Genomic DNA, 18734 nt, shown 5'->3' with positions numbered 1-18734 from the left:
GCCGTCACCTTCGCCGACGGACGAGGCTCGCCGCCAGTCCCGCGCCGACCAGGGCGCCACCGATCGCGAGAACGGCGCCGACCGCGAGCAGGCTGGACAGTCCGGCGGTCACGGCGTTGCCGCCGAGCACGTCGAAGACGAACGCGAACACGGCATCCGGGGCGAACAGCGTGTACAGGCCGGGGAACACACCCCACACCAGGCCACCGAGCACGGGGCCGAGCCCGGACAGCGCGCCGAGCAGGGCCACCGCGAGCAGCACGAGCGCGCCGCCCAGCACCATCCCGAGTCCCGGCCAGTCGGTGGAGTTCCCGGCGATGCGGAGCGAGGGAGTCGTCACCCGCACGCCGCCGTCGGCCAGCAACCCGAGGCCCACCGGGGTCAGCAGGAGGCCGAGGACGGCACCGAGTCCTCGCCGCCCGGTGAGCCCGCGGCGGTGCCGGACGAAGGGCTCCGGGTCGTGGCGGGCGGGCGCGGCGAACGGGACCTGCTCGCGGTCCTGGTAGTACGGATCGGTCGGCATGAGCGTCCCCTCCCGTGGCTGCTGGCGTGGGTGTGGCTCCGGCGTTGCGCGCGTAGCCTTCCCGGGAAACCACGTGGTACCAGGGCCGGCGCCATTACTGCTGGGTAACCAGGGTGCGGCAGACACGACCGGGTGTTTACCAGTACGCTTGTACCGCTACGACGTGACGCGACAGATCCGCGGAGAGGAGCCCCGCTGCTCATGGCCAAGATCAAGGTCGAGGGCACCGTCGTCGAACTCGACGGCGATGAGATGACCCGCATCATCTGGCAGTTCATCAAGGACAAGCTGATCCACCCGTATCTCGACATCAACCTCGAGTACTACGACCTGGGCATCGAGGAGCGGGACCGCACCGACGACCAAGTCACGGTCGACGCGGCGAACGCGATCAAGAAGCACGGCGTCGGCGTCAAGTGCGCGACGATCACGCCGGACGAGGCCCGCGTCGAGGAGTTCGGCCTCAAGAAGATGTGGCGGAGCCCGAACGGCACGATCCGCAACATCCTCGGCGGGGTGATCTTCCGCGAGCCGATCGTCATCTCCAACATCCCGCGCCTGGTCCCCGGCTGGACCAAGCCGATCATCGTCGGCAGGCACGCGCACGGCGACCAGTACAAGGCGACCGACTTCAAGGTGCCCGGCCCCGGCACGGTGACCATCACCTACACGCCCGAGGACGGCTCCGAGCCGATGGAGTTCGAGATCGCGAAGTTCCCCGAGGGCGGGGGCGTCGCGATGGGGATGTACAACTACCGCCGCTCGATCGAGGACTTCGCCCGCGCGTCGCTGCAGTACGGCCTCGACCGCGGCCTGCCCGTCTACATGTCGACGAAGAACACGATCCTCAAGGCTTACGACGGCATGTTCAAGGACGTGTTCGCCGAGATCTTCGAGAACGAGTTCAAGGCCGACTTCGACGCCAAGGGCCTGACCTACGAGCACCGGCTGATCGACGACATGGTGGCGGCCTCGCTGAAGTGGGAGGGCGGCTACGTCTGGGCGTGCAAGAACTACGACGGCGACGTGCAGTCCGACACGGTGGCGCAGGGCTTCGGCTCGCTGGGCCTGATGACCTCGGTGCTGCGCACGCCGGACGGCAAGACGGTGGAGGCCGAGGCCGCGCACGGCACCGTGACCCGGCACTACCGCCAGCACCAGCAGGGCAAGCCCACCTCCACCAACCCGATCGCGTCGATCTTCGCGTGGACCCGGGGTCTGGAGCACCGGGGCAGGCTCGACGGCAACTCGGAGCTGATCGGTTTCGCCAACAAGCTGGAGCAGGTCGTCATCGAGACCGTCGAGAGCGGCAAGATGACCAAGGACCTGGCGCTGCTGATCGGCAAGGACCAGCCGTACCAGACGACCCAGGAGTTCCTGGCCACGCTGGACGCCAACCTCGCCAAGAAGATCAACGAGAGCTGACCCGCCGCGCGCCCTCGTGAGTGTTCACCGTGGTAAGAACCACGGTTGGCACTCACGAGGGCCCGGCGTTCGTATCGCCGTCGCGGCCCGTCGAAGGTCTGCTCACGGAGCGTGTTCACCGGTGGGGCGCGTTGGCGCCTGCGGGTGGTTGCGCCGCGCGGCCCTGTCAAGGGGCCCCGCCCAGCCTCTACTCTCCTCGCAATGCCGGTCGCGCCAACCGAGGAGCACCAGTGTTGCTGGGCATACCGAAGAAGACGCTGATCATCGTCGCCGTGCTGGCTGGCGTGGTGCTGATCTACGCCCTGGGTTCCGGCGAACGGCCCTCGGAGGCCGAGTCCGGGTCCGCGGGCTGCCGGGTGGCGGTGACCGCGGACGTGCTCAACGTGCGCTCCGGCCCCGGCCTGGGGCACGGCATCGTGGGCAAGTTCCAGCAGAACGCCGAGACCGACGCCGAGCCGCTGGTGCGCAACGGGTTCCGCAAGCTGGCCGAGGGCCGCTGGGCCGCCGACGAGTTCCTCGACCCGGTGGACGGCGCCCGCTGCGGCTGACCAGCCGTGTCCGCGATCCGCGCACGCGTGCCCGCGTCGCGCGACGCGGACACGCGTGCACAGACGGCGGACACGGTGTCGGTCGCGGCGGGTAGCCTGCCCGGCGTGCTGACCGTGTCCACAGTCAACGTCAACGGCCTGCGCGCCGCCGCCAAGAAGGGGTTCGTCGAGTGGCTGGCCGCCACGGGCGCCGATGTCGTGGCCTGCCAGGAGGTGCGGGCCGAGGCGAGCAGGCTGCCCGAGCACCTGCGCGAGCCCGACGGCTGGCACACGGTGCACGCCGACTGCGCGGTGAAGGGCCGCAACGGCGTGTGCCTGTACAGCCGGATCGAGCCGAGGGCCACCCGGATCGGCTTCGGCGAGCGGGAGTTCGCCGAGTCCGGCCGTTACGTCGAGATGCGTCTGCCCGGGCTCGTCGTCGCGAGCCTGTACCTGCCCAGCGGCGATGTCGGCACCGAGCGGCAGGAGGAGAAGGAGCGGTTCATGGCCGCGTTCCTGCCCTATCTCGGTGAGCTGCGCGACAAGGCGGCCGCGTCGGGCGACGAGGTGGTCGTGCTGGGCGACTGGAACATCGCGCACGCCGAGATCGACCTGAAGAACTGGAAGGGCAACCGGAAGAACTCCGGCTTCCTGCCCGAGGAGCGCGCGTGGCTGGGCCGGGTCTTCGACGAGCTCGGCTACGTCGACGTGCAGCGCAGGCTCGACCCCGAGGGACCGGGTCCTTACACGTGGTGGTCCTACCGGGGCAAGGCCTTCGACAACGACTCCGGCTGGCGCATCGACTACGCGGTCGCGACGCCCGGGCTGGCGGAGCGCGCGGTGTCGGCGGTCGTCGAGCGGGCGCCGAGCTACGACGCCCGCTGGTCCGACCACGCGCCGCTGACGGTCACCTTCGACTGGAGCCCGCCCGCGTGACCGGGTACCCGGAGGGGATGCTCACCGACCGCAACCCGCTGCCGGAAGGCCTGCCCGCCCGGCTGCGCGACCAGCTCGCCTTCGTGCTGGAGGTCGACCGGCTCAAGACGGTCCTGCGGCAGTCGCCGCTGGCCGCCGCGGACCGCCGCGAGAACGACGCCGAACACTCGTGGCACCTCGCGCTCATGGTGCTCGTGCTCGCCGAGCACGCCGACGAGCCGATCGACGTGGGCCACACGGTGCGGCTCGTGGTGGTGCACGACCTCGTGGAGATCTACGCGGGCGACACGCCGCTGTTCGGCGCCGGGGGCGGGCACGGCAAGCACGAGCGGGAGCGGGCCGCCGCGGAGCGGCTGTTCGGCCTCCTGCCCGGCGACCAGGCGCGGCAGCTGCGCGGCCTGTGGGACGAGTTCGAGGCCAGGGAGACCCCGGAGGCGCGGTTCGCGAAGGCCGTCGACGGGCTGCAGCCGATGCTGCTCAACTGGCTGGCCGAGGGGGGCACCTGGCGCACGCCCGGCGTCACGGGGGACGTCGTGCGCGCCAGGAAGGCCGTGGTCGGCGAGGGCTCCGCCGCACTGTGGGCCGCCGCGCGGGCGCTCATCGACGAGGGCGAGCGCCGGGGCTGGATGCCGCCCGGCTGACACGCCTCCGACCCCCCGGCGCGGCCGCCTCACCCGGCTCGCTAGTCTCTGCCCCCAAGGTTGGCCGGAAGCTGCGGACCTTGACACGGTCGGTAGCTTTCACCTCGGGACCCACTCACTCGATCGGGTGAGAGTGGTCCGGATGGCGGTTTCGGTTTCGGGAGGCACTCCGGTGCGCAACCATGTCAGTGCGGTGACTCGCTCGTTCGCGCGAGCGCTGCGCGCGGCCGCGGCCCTCGGGCTCGTCCCGGTGGCCCTGCTGCTGGGAGCGGGTGCGGCCCACGCGGAACAGTCCGTGCAGGCCGAGCCGAACGCGATGACCTTCGGGCTCCTCGGCCCGGTCGGGCTCGCCGCCGTGGTGCTCGGCGTCGTCGGGATGGCGGCCGGGGTGGTCCGCCAGCGCCGCAAGACCCGCGAGGAGGCCGCGGCCGCCGAGCGGGTGCACGCGGACGTTCCCGCGCTGGCCGGTGCCGTCGCGGCCGACGAGCCCGCGCCGCGCGCGTCCGCGTGACGGCAGGCGCCCTTTATTCCACGGTCCGGCGAGTAATGGGTCACAGCGAAAACCCTTAACCGCGTCCCCGGCTCGCCCGTAGTCTCGGGCCCATGCCTGAGCCCGTCTCGATCGTCCCACCCGGTCCGCAATCCGCGCAGCCCACGGCATCCGCTCTGCGCCGCGCCCTCAAGCGCGCCGCGGACGGGGTAGCGCTGGACGTCACCGAGTCCGCGGTGCTGCTGCACGCGCGAGGCGACGACCTGGAGCGGTTGCTGGCCGCGGCGGGGCGCGTCCGGGACGCGCACCTCGCCGACCAGGGCAGGCCCGGCATCGTCACGTACAGCCGCAAGGTGTTCATCCCGCTCACCCGGCTGTGCCGCGACCGGTGCCACTACTGCACGTTCGTCACCGTGCCGGGCAAGCTGCCCGCGCCGTACCTGGAGCGCGACGAGGTGCTGGAGATCGCCCGCGCCGGTGCGGCGGCCGGGTGCAAGGAAGCGCTGTTCACGCTGGGCGACCGGCCGGAGGACCGCTGGCCGCAGGCACGCCAGTGGCTCGACGAGCGCGGATACGAGTCCACGGTGGACTATGTGCGCGCGTGCGCGATCGCGGTGCTGGAGGAGACCGGGTTGCTGCCGCACCTCAACCCCGGCGTACTGAGCTGGGAGGAGCTCCAGCGGCTCAAGCCGGTCGCGCCCAGCATGGGCATGATGCTGGAGACCACAGCCGAGCGGCTGTGGTCGGAGAAGGGCGGCCCGCACTACGGCAGTCCCGACAAGGAACCGGCCGTCCGCCTGCGGGTGCTCGACGACGCCGGCCGGGTCGGCGTGCCGTTCACCACCGGCATCCTCGTCGGCATCGGTGAGACCCTGACCGAGCGCGCCGAGTCGCTGCACGCCATCCGCGCGCGGGCCCGGCAGTACCGCCACATCCAAGAGATCATCGTGCAGAACTTCCGGTCCAAACCGGACACCGCGATGCGCGGGGTGCCGGACGCGGACCTGGCCGACCTGGCCGCGACGGTCGCGGTGGCGCGGCTGCTCATGCCGCCCGGCGTGAGCGTGCAGGCCCCGCCGAACCTCGTCGGCGACGAGCACGCGTTGCTGTTGCGGGCAGGCATCGACGACTGGGGCGGGGTCTCCCCGGTCACCCCGGACCACGTGAACCCGGAACGGCCGTGGCCGCAGATCGACGCGCTCGGCGAGTGGACCGCCGCGGCGGGCTTCACGCTGCGCGAGCGGCTCACCGCCTACCCGAAGTACGTGCGGGACGCCGAGAAGTGGATCGACGTCCGGCTGCACGAGCACGTGCACGCTCTGTCCACTGAGGATGGTCTCGGCGCCGGGGACGCTCCGGTCGAGGGCAGGCCGTGGCAGGAGCCCGACGGCGGGCTCGACACCACCGGCAGAGCCGACCTGCACGCCGCGATCGACACCGAGGGCCGCACGGGCGACCGGCGCGGCGACTTCGACAGCGTGTACGGCGACTGGGACGCGTTGCGCGAGCAGGTGCCGAACGCCCCGGAGCGGTGGGACACCGACGTCCGCGAGGGCCTGCGGCTCGCCGCGGACGACCCGGCCGCGCTGCTGGACGAGCGCAACGCCGCCGCCGCGATGGCCCTGCTGACGGCCGACGGCGCCGCGCTCGACACCCTCACCAGGCTGGCCGACGAGCTGCGGGCGGAGGTGGTGGGCGACGACATCACCTACGTCGTCAACCGGAACATCAACTTCTCCAACGTCTGCTACGTCGGGTGCCGCTTCTGCGCCTTCGCGCAGCGGGAACGGGACGCCGACGCGTTCCGGCTGTCCGTCGAGGAGGTCGCGGCGCGCGCGGTCGAGGCGGCCGAGGCGGGCGCCACCGAGGTGTGCATGCAGGGTGGCATCGACCCGAAGCTGCCGGTGAGCTACTACGCGGACATCGTCCGGGCGATCAAGGCCGCGGTGCCGGACCTGCACGTGCACGCGTTCTCACCGATGGAGATCGTGTCCGCGGCGGCGAAGGCGGGCGTCAGCGTGGCGGACTGGCTGACCGAGCTGCGCGACGCCGGGCTCGGCTCCATCCCCGGCACGGCGGCGGAGATCCTGGACGACGACGTGCGCTGGGTGCTCACCAAGGGCAAGCTGCCCGCGCGGACGTGGATCGACGTGGTGTCCACCGCGCACCGGCTCGGCATCCCCTCGTCGAGCACGATGATGTACGGCCACGTCGACCACCCCGGACACTGGCTCGGCCACCTGCGCGTGCTCGGCCGGATGGCCGAGGAGACCGGCGGCTTCACCGAGTTCGTCGCACTGCCGTTCGTGCACCACAACGCGCCGATCTACCTGGCGGGCGTCGCCCGGCCGGGCCCGACCGTGCGGGACAACCGTGCGGTGCACGCCTTCGCGCGGCTGGCCCTGCACGGCCGCATCGACAACGTGCAGTGCTCGTGGGTCAAGCTCGGCGACGAGGGCACGGCGCAGGTGCTGCGCGGTGGCGCCAACGACATCGGCGGCACCCTGATGGAGGAGACGATCTCGCGCATGGCCGGGTCCGAGCACGGTTCGTCCCGGACCGCCGAGCAGTTGACGGCGCTCGCGGCCCTCGCGGGACGCCGTAGCGTGCAGCGGACAACAACGTACGGGAGGATCGCTCTGACCGGCTGAGCGCGCGGCGTGGACGGAAAGGACCGATGGGCAGGAGAACCGGAACGTTCGCGATGTCGCTGGCGGTGGCCCTGCTGGCCGCCGGACTCACCGCATCCCAGCTGGTCGGCGGTGAACAGCCGGCCGACGCCGGGCAGCACGTTCCGCGGGCGGCCCCCGGCGAGCGCGAGCAGGTCCGGCCCGGTGCGCGGACGCCCGCGGAACCGTTCGAGGTCGGTGCTGTGCAACACACCCTGCGCGGCCTCGGCTACCAGGTGCGGGAGGTCTCCGGCGTCGTGGACGACGAGACCCGGCACGCCGTCGTCGCCTTCCAGAAGGTGCAGGGGCTGCCCCGCACCGGTGTCCTCGACCCGGACACGCTCGCCGCGCTGGAGGACCCGGCGGTGCCGCGGCCGCGGTCGGCCGGGCGTGGTTTCCACGTCGAGGTGGACCTCACCACGCAGGTGGCGTACACGGTGGTGGACGGCGAGGTCCGGCGGATCTACGACGCGTCGACGGGGCGGGAGCCCGCCAAGCGGACTCCCGTCGGGGAGTTCACCGTGCGGTACCAGATCGACGGGATGCGCTACGCCCCGCTCGGGCCGCTGTACCGCCCGAGCTACATCACCGACACCGGCATCGCCCTGCACGGCGGTGAGCCGGTGGAGCCGTGGCCCGCCAGCAACGGCTGCGTCCGGCTGACCGATCCCAGCGTGGACGAGCTGTTCGGCAAGCTGCGCCCCGGCACGACGGTGGTCGTGTACCGGTCGTGACCGTTCGTGTTGCGGCGAGCGGAACGCGTGGTTAGCGTCCCGCCGTGGCGGACGAGAAGACCGAGGACGAGAAGCTGCTGCCCCGGCTGCGCCGGAAGTACCCGTGGCTCGACCACGTGCTCCGGGCCAACGAGGCGTTCACTGAGCGTTACGGCAACCACTACGCGGCCGCGATCACGTACTTCTCCGTGCTGTCGCTGTTCCCGCTGCTCATGGTGGCGTTCTCGGTGGCGGGGTTCGTGCTGGCGGGCAACCAGCAGCTGCTGAACGAGCTCAAGCAGGGCATCCTCGAGTCCGCCCCGCAGGGCCTCGGCGACCTGCTCACCCAGTTGGTCGACTCCGCCCTGGAGTCCAGGGCCGGCGTCGGCGTGCTGGGTCTGCTGCTCGCGCTCTACTCCGGAATCGGCTGGATGACCAACCTCCGCGACGCGCTCACCGCGCAGTGGGGCCAGGAGAAGAAGAAGCAGCCGTTCCTCGCGGCCAAGCTCAAGGACCTCGCCGCGCTGGTGGGGCTCGGCCTCGCGCTCGGCGTGTCGTTCGGGCTGACGGCGGTGGGCAGCACCCTGGGCCGCTCGCTGCTGGACCTGGTCGGCCTGTCCGACCAGGCGTGGGCGGAGTTCCTGCTCACTCTCGCCTCGATCGTGCTGTCCCTGGCCGCGAACGTCCTGGTGTTCCTCTGGGTGATCTCCCAGCTGCCGAGGGAGCGCGTCACCGCGCGCAGTGCCGTGAAGGGCGCCGTGCTGGCCGCGGTCGGCTTCGAGATCCTCAAGCAGGTCGCGAAGTACTACCTGGAGGGGGTCACCAGCTCGCCGAGCGGCGCGATCTTCGGGCCGATCATCGGTCTGCTGGTGTTCGCCAACCTCGTCTCCCGCTTCCTGCTGTTCGTCACGGCGTGGACGGCCACGGCGCGGGAGAACGTCGTGCGGCACGTCGCCCCGCCGCCGCCCGCGGTGATCCGGCCCACTGTCACCGTGCGGCGGGGGCTCGGCGCCGGTGCCGCCGCGGGCGCCTTCGGCGTGGGCGCCCTGCTGGGCTGGCTCGGCCGTCGCCGCGGCTGACCGCGAGTCCCCCGCTCCCGCGCGCGGAGTGCCGCGTTCCCGCGCGCGAGTGCCGCGTTCGCGTTCCCGGGAGGCGACTCCCGGCGGCGCCGGGATGCCCTCACCTATGCTCGGGACGACACGGAGGGGTGAGGGTTGAGCGAGACGGTGACGACGGCGGAGCAGCAGACCCGGTTGCCCCGCGAGATCTGGGTGCTGGTCGGAGCGAGCTTTCTCATCGCCATCGGCTACGGCCTGATCGGCCCCGCGCTGCCGAACTTCGCGACGAGCTTCGACGTCGGTGTCACGGCCGCGTCGGTGGTCGTCAGCGCCTTCGCGTTCGTGCGGCTGGCGTTCGCTCCCGCGAGCGGGCGGTTGGTGACGCGGTTCGGTGAGCGGCCCGTCTACCTGTGGGGTCTGTCGATCGTCGCCGCGGGCACGCTGGCCTGCGCGGCGGCCGCCGACTACTGGCAGTTGCTGCTGTTCCGCTCCGCGAGCGGCATCGGCTCCACGATGTTCACCGTGTCGGCCATCGGCCTGCTGATCCGGATCTCGCCGCCGCACCTGCGCGGGCGGGCTTCGGGGCTGTGGGGCACCAGCTTCCTGCTCGGCGGTATCGCGGGCCCGGTGGCAGGCAGCGGGCTGGTCGCGGTGTCGCTGCGGGCGCCGTTCCTCGCCTACGGCCTGGCGTTGGTGCTCACCACCGTGCTCGTGTGGTGGCAGCTGCGGAACTCGGAGCTCGCCTCCCGGCCATCGGGCGAGACCGAACCGGCCATGACGTTCCGGCAGGCGATGCGCCACCCCACCTACCGGGCCGCGCTCGCGTCCAACCTCACCAACGGCTGGATCGTCTTCGGTGTGCGGATGTCGCTCATGCCGCTGTTCGTCACCGCCGTGCTGCTGAAGGACGAGACGTTCACCGGCTTCGCGCTCGCCGTGTTCGCGGCGGCCAACGCGGCGGTGCTGCTGCTCGCGGGCCGCTTCGCCGACCACCGTGGCAGGCGGCTGCCCGCGCTGTTCGGGCTGGCGCTGCTGGCCGCGGGCACGACCCTGCTCGGGCTGACGAGCGATCCGTGGGTGTTCCTCGTGGCCTCGTTCGTCGCCGGGGTCGGCTCGGGCGCGCTGAACCCGGCCCAGAGCGCGGCGGTGGCCGACGTGCTCGGCGCGAAGGCCCGGGGTGGCTCGGTGCTGGCCGGGTTCCAGATGGCCGCCGATGTCGGGGCCGTGGTCGGCCCGCTCGTCGCGGGCGCGATCGCCGACCAGTGGTCCTACGGCGCGGCCTTCGCCGTCACGGGCGCCATCGGGGCGCTCTCGCTCGTGCTGTGGGTTTTCGCCACGGAAACGCTGCCGGGCAGGCGCGCGGACGAGCACACCGCCCAGGACGTCGCCACCGACTCGTGCTGCCCGGAGTCGGGCGGCCGGTCCTGACCTTTACTCCCGCTGGACCAGGGCGCCCCTGCGGTGCGCGATCACGAAGCCCACCAGCACGATCAGTGACACCAGCAGCGTGACGATCCAGCCGGTGGTGCCGAACGGGTCCTCCTCGGCCTGGGCCGTGGCGGTCGAGGTGGCGGTTCCGCCCTCCCCGGGCACCACACCGCTGGTGTCCGGTGGGGGCGGTGCGGTCGTCACGGTGCCGACCGCACCGGTTCCCGCCGAGGCGAGTGAGAAGCCGTACTCGAGCAGCGCCTGCGCCTGCTCGGACACGCGGATCGGCCGCTGCTCGGCCCGCAGCAGCACCACGGCGACCCGCTTGCCGTCGCGTTCCGCCGCGCCCGCGTAGGTGTGCCGCGCGTCGTCGGTGAAACCGGTCTTGCCGCCGAGGAAGCCGGGCAGGGTGCCGAACAGCTTGTTGTCGTTGTAGACGGGGTAGTCGGGACCGTCCCCGCCGGGGAACGTCATGTGCCGCGTGCCGACGGCGGCGGCGTACTCGGGCTGGCGCATCGCGTAGGCGAAGATCACGCTCATGTCGTAGGCCGACGTCATCATGCCCGGGCCGTCCAATCCGGACGGGGTGGCCGCGCGGGTGTCGCCGGCGCCGAGGCTCGCGGCGAGCTCGTTCATCTTCCGCACCGCCGTCGGCACACCGCCGACGGCGGTGGCGAGCGCGTGCGCGACGTCGTTGCCGGACCGCATGAGCAGCGCGTGCAGCAGGTCGTCCACTGTGTACTTGGCGCCGGCGACGATGCCGACACAGGTGCACTCCTGGTTGGCGTCCTCCTCGGTGGGGACCACGATGTCGGTGGGCTCCAGCTCCTCGATCACCACGAGCGCCAGCAGCGTCTTGATCAGCGAGGCGGGCCGGTAGCGGCCGTGCGGGTTCTTCGCGGCGAGCACCTGGCCGGTGCCGAGGTCCTGCAGCAGCCAGGCGTGCGCGGTCTGCGGCCGTGGCGGGGCGGGCGCGCCCTCCGGCAGGACGAGTCCGCACTCGGCCATCCGCTCGCCGCCCGCGGGGGTCGCCGGCACCGGCGGCGGGGCGGGCGAGGCCTCGCCGGGCGGCGGTTCCTCGGACGTGTCGACCGGCGGCGGCGGAAGCTCCCGGTTGGGGCACCCGGCCGTGGGCGGTTCGGTGACGGTCTGCGCCGGCGCGGGGAGCGCCGGCAGTCCGAGCAGGCCGGTCAGCAGCGTGACGAGCAGAAGCCGGAGGGTGAGGGTACTGCGCACCCGTGCAGGCTAGCCCGGCCTCCGGCGGGAATACTGCCGGGTATGCGGATGTCTCGCGGAGTCTCGGTGTTCCTGCTCGCCTTCGGTGTGTGGTCGTGGATCATCTGGATCACGTTCGCGCGCAACCTGTGGGCCAGTGCGAACGCGTGGCACCCCGACGGGTCGCCCACGTCGTTCTTCGTGGTGCACGCCGTGCTCGCCGTCGTGTCGTTCGTGCTGGGGACCGCCATCGGGGTCATCGGCTGGCGTGGGTGGCGGGCCTCCCGCAAGCCCCGTTCCTGACCCTCCGAAAATCTCGACACTTTTTCGGCGGCACGAATTTTTGCTGCCGTTCCTGGGTGCGGGACAGCGACTTCTGACCAGTTCAAAGCGCATTCGGGGGCCAGTTGCGTCCGAAACTATTTCGATAATCGTGCATTGACGTGATCTGAACCACGTGCGCATACTGCTCCCCGGCCGTTGCCAGGCGCTGTCGACCGGTCGCACAGCGTGGCGGCGACGCCGTGTTCCGGTCCTCGACGAAAGGACGGCAAGCAGATGTTCAACAGGGTTCCCCGCCGTGCGGACAGACGCGGCAGGCCGGCGACGCGGGCGGCGCTCGTGGCCGCGACGGTCGGCACGTTCGTGGCCTCGGCACTCGTCGCCGGAGCGGGCCAGGCCGCCGCGGCGAGCACGCTCGGCGAGGCCGCCGCCGAGCAGGGCAGGTACTTCGGCACCGCGGTCGCCGCCAACCGGCTCGGCGAGTCCGACTACGTGGCCACGCTCAACCGGGAGTTCAACAGCATCACCGCCGAGAACGAGATGAAGTGGGACGCCCTGCAGCCGTCGCGGGGCTCGTTCAACTTCAGCTCGGCGGACCGCATCGCCGACCACGCCCGCAGCCAGGGGATGCAGCTGCGCGGGCACACCCTCGTCTGGCACTCCCAGCTCCCGAGCTGGGTCGGCAACCTGGGGGCGAGCGAGCTGCGCTCGGCGATGAACAACCACATCACCACGGTGATGCAGCGCTACCGTGGCCGGGTCGGTTCCTGGGACGTGGTCAACGAGGCGTTCGAGGAGAACGGCAGCAGGCGCAACTCGGTCTTCCAGCAGCGGCTCGGCAACGGCTACATCGAGGAGGCGTTCCGCACCGCGCGGGCGGCCGACCCGAACGCCAAGCTCTGCTACAACGACTACAACACCGACACCTGGAGCTACGCCAAGACGCAGGGCGTCTACGAGATGGTGCGCGACTTCGTCAGCCGCGGCGTGCCGATCGACTGCGTCGGGTTCCAGGCCCACTTCAACAGCGGCAACCCGATGCCCAGCAACTACCACACGACCCTGCAGAACTTCGCCGACCTCGGGGTGGACGTCCAGATCACCGAGCTGGACATCGCGGGCTCCGGCCAGTCGCAGGCCGAGCAGTACGGCGGTGTGGTCCAGGCCTGCCTGGCGGTGTCGCGCTGCGACGGCATCACCGTGTGGGGCGTCACCGACAAGTACTCGTGGCGTTCCGGGGACACCCCGTTGCTGTTCGACGGCAACTACAACCCCAAGCCCGCGTACCACGCCGTGCTGGAGGCGCTCGGCGGCTCGGGCGGCGGCGGTGGCGGCGGCGGTGGTGGCGGGAGTGCCACCTGCACCGTCTCCTACCAGGAGACCCAGCGCTGGGGCGACCGCTTCAACGGCCAGGTGACCGTGCGCGCCGGGAACTCGGCCATCAGCGGCTGGTCCACCACCGTCACCGTGCGCTCGCCGCAGAAGATCTCCGCGACGTGGAACGGCAGCCCCACCTGGGACAGCAGCGGCAACGTCATGACGATGCGGCCGAACGGCAACGGCAACCTCGCGGCCGGCGCCAGCACGACCTTCGGCTTCACGGTCATGGCGAACGGGAACTGGTCCACTCCGGCCCTCGGCTCCTGCACCGCCTCCTGACCCGCCCGAAAGCAGTGAAGGCCACCTTCAGTGCGCTGGACGCACGGAAGGTGGCCTTCACTGCACGGGGGCGGGGTGGCTCAGACGCGCTTGAACAGCAGCGCGCGCTTGACCTCCTGGATCGCCTTGGTCACCTGGATGCCGCGCGGGCAGGCGTCGGTGCAGTTGAACGTCGTGCGGCAGCGCCACACGCCCTCGGCGTCGTTGAGGATGTCCAGCCGCTCCTCGGAACCCTCGTCCCGCGAGTCGAAGATGAACCGGTGGGCGTTGACGATCGCCGCGGGCCCGAAGTACGAACCGTCCGCCCAGTACACCGGGCACGACGACGTGCAGGCCGCGCACAGGATGCACTTCGTGGTGTCGTCGAACCGCTCACGGTCGGCCTGCGACTGGATCCGCTCCCGCGTCGGCTCGTTGCCGTACGCGATGAGGTACGGCTTCACCGCGCGGTACGCCTCGAAGAAGGGCTCCATGTCGACATAGAGATCCTTCATCGTCGGCAGGCCCTTGATCGGCGCCACGGTGACCGTGGTCCGCTTGCCGTCCTTCGCGAGCAGGTCCTTCACCAGCACCTTGCACGCCAGCCGGTTGATCCCGTTGATCTGCATGGCGTCGGAGCCGCAGATCCCGTGCGCGCACGAGCGGCGGAACGCGAGCGTGCCGTCCACATAGTTCTTGATGTTGAACAGCAGGTTCAGCACCCGGTCGGTGGGCAGCGCCGGGACGTCGTAGGACTCCCAGTGCGGTTCGGTGTCCAGTTCCGGGTTGAACCGGAGGATCTTCACCGTGATGGTGACCGAGCCCTCCGGGGCCGGGATCTGGGAGGTGTCGTGGGCGTTCTCGGCAACTGCGGTCATTTCTGTTCCTCCGCGGGAGGGGGTGCGTCCGGGCGCATCAGTACTTCCGCTCCATCGGCTCGTACCGGGTGAAGACCACCGGCTTGTAGTCCAGCCGGATGTCCGCGGTGAAGCCGGTCAGGCCGAGCGGAGCGTCCGGGTCCTCCTGCTCCGGCAGCATCTTGTACGCCATCGAGTGGCGCATGAAGTTGGTGTCGTCCCGGTTCGGGTAGTCCTCGCGCGCGTGCCCGCCCCGGGACTCCTTGCGCGCCAGCGCGGTGACGACCAGGGCCTCGGCGAGGTCCAGCAGGAAGCCCAGCTCGATGGCCTCCAGCAGGTCCGTGTTGTAGCGCTTGCCCTTGTCGTGCACCGCGATCCGGCCGTAGCGCTCCTTGAGCGCCTGCACGTCGGTCAGCGCCTGCTTCAGCGTGTCCTCGGTGCGGTACACGGCCGCGTTGGCGTCCATCGTCTGCTGCAGCGCGGTGCGGATGTCGGCCACGCGCTCGCCACCGGTCGCGGTGCGCAGGTGGTTCACCATGCCCTCGACCAGCTTCGCCGGGTTCTCCGGGAGGTCGACGAAGTTCCTGCCCTGCGCGTACTCGGCCGCGGCGATGCCCGCCCGCCTGCCGAACACGTTGATGTCCAGCAGCGAGTTGGTGCCCAGCCGGTTGGCGCCGTGCACCGAAACGCAGGCCACCTCACCGGCCGCGTACAGGCCGGGGATGACGGTGTCGTTGTCCCGCAACGCCTCGCCGTGCACGTTGGTCGGGATGCCGCCCATCGCGTAGTGCGCGGTCGGGTACACCGGCACCGGCTCGTGCACCGGGTCCACGCCGAGGTAGGTGCGCGCGAACTCGGTGATGTCCGGCAGCTTGGTCTCCAGCACCTCGGCCCCGAGGTGGGTGCAGTCGAGGTACACGTAGTCCTTGTCCGGCCCGGCGCCGCGGCCCTCCAGCACCTCGAGCACCATCGAGCGGGCGACGATGTCGCGAGGTGCCAGGTCCTTGATCGTGGGGGCGTAGCGCTCCATGAAGCGCTCGCCGGACTCGTTCCGCAGGATCGCGCCCTCGCCACGGGCGCCCTCGGTGAGCAGGATGCCGAGCCCGGCGAGCCCGGTCGGGTGGAACTGGTAGAACTCCATGTCCTCCAGCGGCAGGCCCTTGCGGAAGTAGATGCCCATCCCGTCGCCGGTCAGCGTGTGCGCGTTCGACGTCGTCTTGAACACCTTGCCGAAGCCGCCGGTGGCGAACACGACCGACTTGGCCTGGAACACGTGGATCTCGCCGGTCGCCAGCTCGTAGGCGATCGCGCCCGAGGCCACCGGGCCGTCCGGTGTGTCGGTCAGCGCGATGTCGAGCACGTAGAACTCGTTGAAGAACTCGATGCCGTGCTTGACGCAGTTCTGGTACAGCGTCTGCAGGATCATGTGGCCGGTGCGGTCGGCCGCGTAGCAGGACCGGCGCACGGCCGCCTTGCCGTGGTCCCGCGTGTGGCCGCCGAAGCGCCGCTGGTCGATCCTGCCCTCGGGCGTCCGGTTGAACGGAAGCCCCATCTTCTCCAGGTCCAGCACCGCGTCGATGGCCTCCTTGGCCATGATCTCCGCGGCGTCCTGGTCGGTGAGGTAGTCACCACCCTTGACGGTGTCGAAGGTGTGCCACTCCCAGTTGTCCTCCTCGACGTTGGCCAGCGCGGCACACATGCCGCCCTGCGCCGCGCCGGTGTGGGACCGCGTCGGGTAGAGCTTGGTGAGCACGGCCGTGCGGGTGCGCTGGCCCGCCTCGATCGCCGCACGCATGCCGGCGCCACCCGCTCCGACGATCACCACGTCGTACTTGTGGAACTGCATGGAAGGTCCGCTCCCTGTGGTGGTGGGTCAGCTGGCCGGGATGTCCGGGTCGAAGGTGAAGATCACCAGCGTGCCGAGCACGAGGATGACGGCCATCGAGACGTACAGCAGCATCTTCAGCCAGAAGCGCGTGCTGTCCCGCCGGGCGTAGTCGTCGATGATCGTGCGCAGGCCGTTGCCGCCGTGCAGCTGGGCCAGCCAGAGCATCAGCAGGTCCCAGGTCTGCCAGAACGGCGACGACCAGCGGCCGGCGACGAACGCGAAGTTGATCCGGTGCACGCCGCCGTCGAGGATGTTCATGATGAACAGGTGCCCCAGCACGAGCACCACGAGCAGCAGGCCGGACACCCGCATGAACGTCCAGCTGTAGAGCTCGAAGTTGCTGCGGCGGGCGGCGGGCCTGCGCGGCGACCGCGGCTTGTCGAGCGCGAGCGTCTCGGTCTGCGCCATCAGTTCCCGCCTCCGAACAGTTCACTCACGGTGCGCTCGAGCATGAAGTAGGTGCCGGGCACCATCACGATCACCCAGACACCGATGAGGCTCCAGAGCATCACCTTCTGGTACTGCGTGCCCTTCGCCCAGAAGTCGACCAGGATGACCCGGATGCCGTTGAGGGCGTGGTAGAGCACGGCGCCGACGAGCGCGACCTCGAGGAGGTTCACGAACGGCGTCTTGTAGGTCTCGATGACCTCGTCGTAGGCGTTCGGCGACACGCGCACGAGCGCGGTGTCGAGGACGTGGACGAACAGGAAGAAGAAGGTGAGCACGCCGGTGATGCGGTGCAGCACCCAGGACCACATTCCCGGGTCGCCGCGGTAGAACGTGCCGCTCCGGCGGGCGGCACCTGCCCGGTCGCTCGCGCCCGCCGTCTCGGCGGTGCTCGTGCTCATGGCCGCACTCCTCCCGTCTGCGCTCCTCCCTCGCTGGGGCTCGGTCGATGCTCGACGGTCGTCGCGCGCCAGGCAGTGGTGGACATCGGTGTACGGCCTCCAACGTCACTGATGGACTTAGCCCGGATGGCCTCGCCTGCACTGCGTCGTCTGCGAGATCAACAAGGTCATCGAGCGTGGATACGAGGGATGCTAGACCCGGCTTATCCGGCCTGCTCAACCTCGGGTTCCCCGCTGTGACCGACCAGACAATCGCGCCGTCGCGAGCGTGGCGCAGGTCTCGTGAGCGTGGTCACCCCCGCCGTCAGCCGTCCGGGTGGTGGTGACAGCACGTGCCCAGTCGAGCGCGTACCGGAACCGGGAGTAAACATTTGGGTTACGCACGGTGGCATCCGTCTGTCTCGCCATCTCACATAGCGGTACGGTTCGCCAGTCGGCCCGGCGAGGAGTCCGGGCCTTCTGTAGTTCGTCCGCTGTGAAGGCGGGGAGGGAGAGACACCGTGCGTCGAATGCGTGGTGGAACGCTGGTCGCGATCGCGGCGGCCGGCGTGCTGGCGCTGGCCGCCTGTGGCGGCTCGGGTGACAGCGGTGCGGGCAACCAGGATTCGGGGGGCGGCTCCGACGCACTGAAGGTCGGCCTGGCGTACGACATCGGCGGGCGCGGCGACCAGTCGTTCAACGACTCGGCGGCGCGCGGCCTGGACAAGGCCAAGCAGGAGTTCGGCGTCGACGCGACCGAGCTGGAGGCCACCCAGGGTGAGACCGACGCGCAGAAGGAGGACCGGCTCCGGCAGCTCGCCGAGAACGGCTTCAACCCGATCATCGCGGTCGGCTTCGCCTACGCCGGCCCGGTGGGTGCGGTGGCCAAGGACTTCCCCGACGTGAAGTTCGCCATCGTCGACGACTTCACCGAGGGCGTCGACACCGGCCCGAACATCGCCAACCTGACCTTCGCCGAGCACGAGGGTTCGTTCCTCGTCGGCGCCGCGGCGGCGCTCAAGAGCGAGACCGGCAACGTGGGCTTCGTCGGTGGCGTGAACACCCCGCTCATCCAGAAGTTCGAGGCCGGCTACACCGCGGGTGTCAAGGCGGTCGACCCGGACGCGAAGGTGCAGGTCAAGTACCTGACCCAGCCGCCGGACTTCGGTGGCTTCAACGACCCGGCCAAGGGTGAGACGGCCGCGAACGGGATGCTCGACGCGGGCGCCGACGTCATCTACGCGGCGGCGGGCGGCTCCGGCAGCGGCGTGTTCCGGGCGGCGAAGGAGAAGGGCGCCTACGGCATCGGCGTCGACTCCGACCAGTACAACCAGCCCGCGCTGGCCGACGTCAAGGACGTGATCATGACGTCGATGGTGAAGAACGTGGACACCGCCGTGTACGACTTCATCAAGTCGGTCAACGACGGCCAGTTCCAGGCCGGCCAGCAGGTGTACGACCTCGAGTCCGGCGGCGTGGACTACTCGACGAGCGGCGGCATGGTCGACGACATCAAGGCCAAGCTCGACGAGTACAAGGAGAAGATCATTTCCGGCGAGATCGAGGTTCCCTCGACCACCTGACCGGCAAGGCGGTCGGCGGGCCCGGGGCGATCCC

At 70.7% G+C, this 18734-nt stretch carries 18 protein-coding genes; 12 read left to right on the top strand and 6 right to left on the bottom strand.

The genetic code is table 11. The annotated features are described in order from the left end of the window. Positions 1–4: 4 nt before the first annotated feature. Positions 5–523 (bottom strand): hypothetical protein, encoded by a 519-nt coding sequence (locus B0I33_RS29460; RefSeq protein WP_106182599.1) that lies wholly within the window; start codon positions 521–523, stop codon positions 5–7. A gap of 201 nt (positions 524–724) precedes the next feature. Here B0I33_RS29460 and B0I33_RS29455 point away from each other — a divergent pair, with 201 nt between their 5' ends. The 9 genes from B0I33_RS29455 to B0I33_RS29415 all read left to right on the top strand — a co-directional run bounded on the left by B0I33_RS29455 (position 725) and on the right by B0I33_RS29415 (position 10410). Then, positions 725–1948 carry an NADP-dependent isocitrate dehydrogenase gene (locus tag B0I33_RS29455; RefSeq protein ID WP_106182598.1) on the top strand — a complete coding sequence of 408 codons (1224 nt, stop codon included), beginning with the start codon at positions 725–727 and terminating at the stop codon, positions 1946–1948. 230 nt (positions 1949–2178) lie between these two features. After that, complete coding sequence (locus B0I33_RS29450; protein WP_106182596.1) at positions 2179–2496, top strand: SH3 domain-containing protein; 318 nt, start codon at positions 2179–2181, stop codon at positions 2494–2496. Between the two features lie 105 nt (positions 2497–2601). Then, positions 2602–3411: an exodeoxyribonuclease III gene (locus B0I33_RS29445; RefSeq protein ID WP_106182617.1), complete on the top strand. Its 810-nt coding sequence runs from the start codon at positions 2602–2604 to the stop codon at positions 3409–3411. Next, entirely contained in the window at positions 3408–4052 is a 645-nt protein-coding gene (locus B0I33_RS29440) for an HD domain-containing protein (RefSeq protein ID WP_245901196.1), read from the top strand. The genes B0I33_RS29445 and B0I33_RS29440 overlap by 4 nt, the downstream gene beginning before the upstream one ends. 193 nt (positions 4053–4245) lie before the next feature. Beyond that, positions 4246–4563 (top strand): hypothetical protein, encoded by a 318-nt coding sequence (locus B0I33_RS29435; protein WP_245901194.1) that lies wholly within the window; start codon positions 4246–4248, stop codon positions 4561–4563. 92 nt (positions 4564–4655) lie between these two features. Continuing rightward, the gene (locus B0I33_RS29430) at positions 4656–7193 is read left to right on the top strand and encodes a bifunctional FO biosynthesis protein CofGH (RefSeq protein ID WP_106182593.1); all 2538 of its coding nucleotides are present in this window, start codon (positions 4656–4658) and stop codon (positions 7191–7193) included. 26 nt (positions 7194–7219) lie between these two features. After that, complete coding sequence (locus tag B0I33_RS29425; protein WP_106182591.1) at positions 7220–7945, top strand: L,D-transpeptidase family protein; 726 nt, start codon at positions 7220–7222, stop codon at positions 7943–7945. Positions 7946–7989: 44 nt separating this feature from the next. Next, positions 7990–9003 (top strand): inner membrane protein YhjD, encoded by a 1014-nt coding sequence (yhjD, locus tag B0I33_RS29420; protein ID WP_106182589.1) that lies wholly within the window; start codon positions 7990–7992, stop codon positions 9001–9003. A 135-nt stretch (positions 9004–9138) separates the two neighbouring features. Beyond that, on the top strand, positions 9139–10410 hold the full coding sequence (locus tag B0I33_RS29415) for an MFS transporter (protein ID WP_106182587.1): 1272 nt from the start codon (positions 9139–9141) through the stop codon (positions 10408–10410). 3 nt (positions 10411–10413) lie between these two features. On the opposite strand, the gene B0I33_RS29410 is transcribed toward B0I33_RS29415, so the two are convergent. Beyond that, entirely contained in the window at positions 10414–11646 is a 1233-nt protein-coding gene (locus tag B0I33_RS29410) for a D-alanyl-D-alanine carboxypeptidase family protein (protein WP_106182586.1), read from the bottom strand. Between the two features lie 42 nt (positions 11647–11688). Between B0I33_RS29410 and B0I33_RS29405 the strand changes: the two genes are divergently transcribed. Together B0I33_RS29405 and B0I33_RS29400 are read left to right on the top strand one after the other, a co-directional pair. Further along, a complete protein-coding gene (locus B0I33_RS29405) occupies positions 11689–11928 on the top strand; it encodes an SCO4848 family membrane protein (RefSeq protein WP_106182584.1) in 240 nt (79 codons plus the stop codon). Between the two features lie 255 nt (positions 11929–12183). Then, complete coding sequence (locus B0I33_RS29400; protein ID WP_106182583.1) at positions 12184–13566, top strand: glycoside hydrolase family 10 protein; 1383 nt, start codon at positions 12184–12186, stop codon at positions 13564–13566. 80 nt (positions 13567–13646) lie between these two features. On the opposite strand, the gene B0I33_RS29395 is transcribed toward B0I33_RS29400, so the two are convergent. Genes B0I33_RS29395 through sdhC form a run of 4 tightly spaced genes read right to left on the bottom strand, consistent with a single transcriptional unit; the run spans position 13647 to position 17138 of the window. After that, positions 13647–14423 (bottom strand): succinate dehydrogenase iron-sulfur subunit, encoded by a 777-nt coding sequence (locus tag B0I33_RS29395; protein WP_106182581.1) that lies wholly within the window; start codon positions 14421–14423, stop codon positions 13647–13649. A 37-nt stretch (positions 14424–14460) separates the two neighbouring features. Further along, complete coding sequence (sdhA, locus tag B0I33_RS29390; protein ID WP_106182579.1) at positions 14461–16248, bottom strand: succinate dehydrogenase flavoprotein subunit; 1788 nt, start codon at positions 16246–16248, stop codon at positions 14461–14463. 27 nt (positions 16249–16275) lie between these two features. Further along, positions 16276–16698 carry a succinate dehydrogenase hydrophobic membrane anchor subunit gene (locus B0I33_RS29385; protein ID WP_106182578.1) on the bottom strand — a complete coding sequence of 141 codons (423 nt, stop codon included), beginning with the start codon at positions 16696–16698 and terminating at the stop codon, positions 16276–16278. Beyond that, on the bottom strand, positions 16698–17138 hold the full coding sequence (sdhC, locus tag B0I33_RS29380; protein WP_106182576.1) for a succinate dehydrogenase, cytochrome b556 subunit: 441 nt from the start codon (positions 17136–17138) through the stop codon (positions 16698–16700). Before sdhC ends, B0I33_RS29385 begins: the two co-directional genes overlap by 1 nt. 509 nt (positions 17139–17647) lie before the next feature. On the opposite strand from sdhC, the gene B0I33_RS29375 reads away from it, so the two are divergent. Beyond that, positions 17648–18700, top strand: a complete 1053-nt coding sequence (locus tag B0I33_RS29375; RefSeq protein WP_106182574.1) for a BMP family lipoprotein — start codon at positions 17648–17650, stop codon at positions 18698–18700. The last annotated feature ends 34 nt before the right edge of the window (positions 18701–18734 follow it).

The sequence above is a fragment of the Prauserella shujinwangii genome, assembly GCF_003001955.1.
GTDB classification, from domain to species: Bacteria; Actinomycetota; Actinomycetes; order Mycobacteriales; family Pseudonocardiaceae; genus Qaidamihabitans; species Qaidamihabitans shujinwangii.
This window is presented reverse-complemented; position numbering and strand designations above follow the sequence as displayed.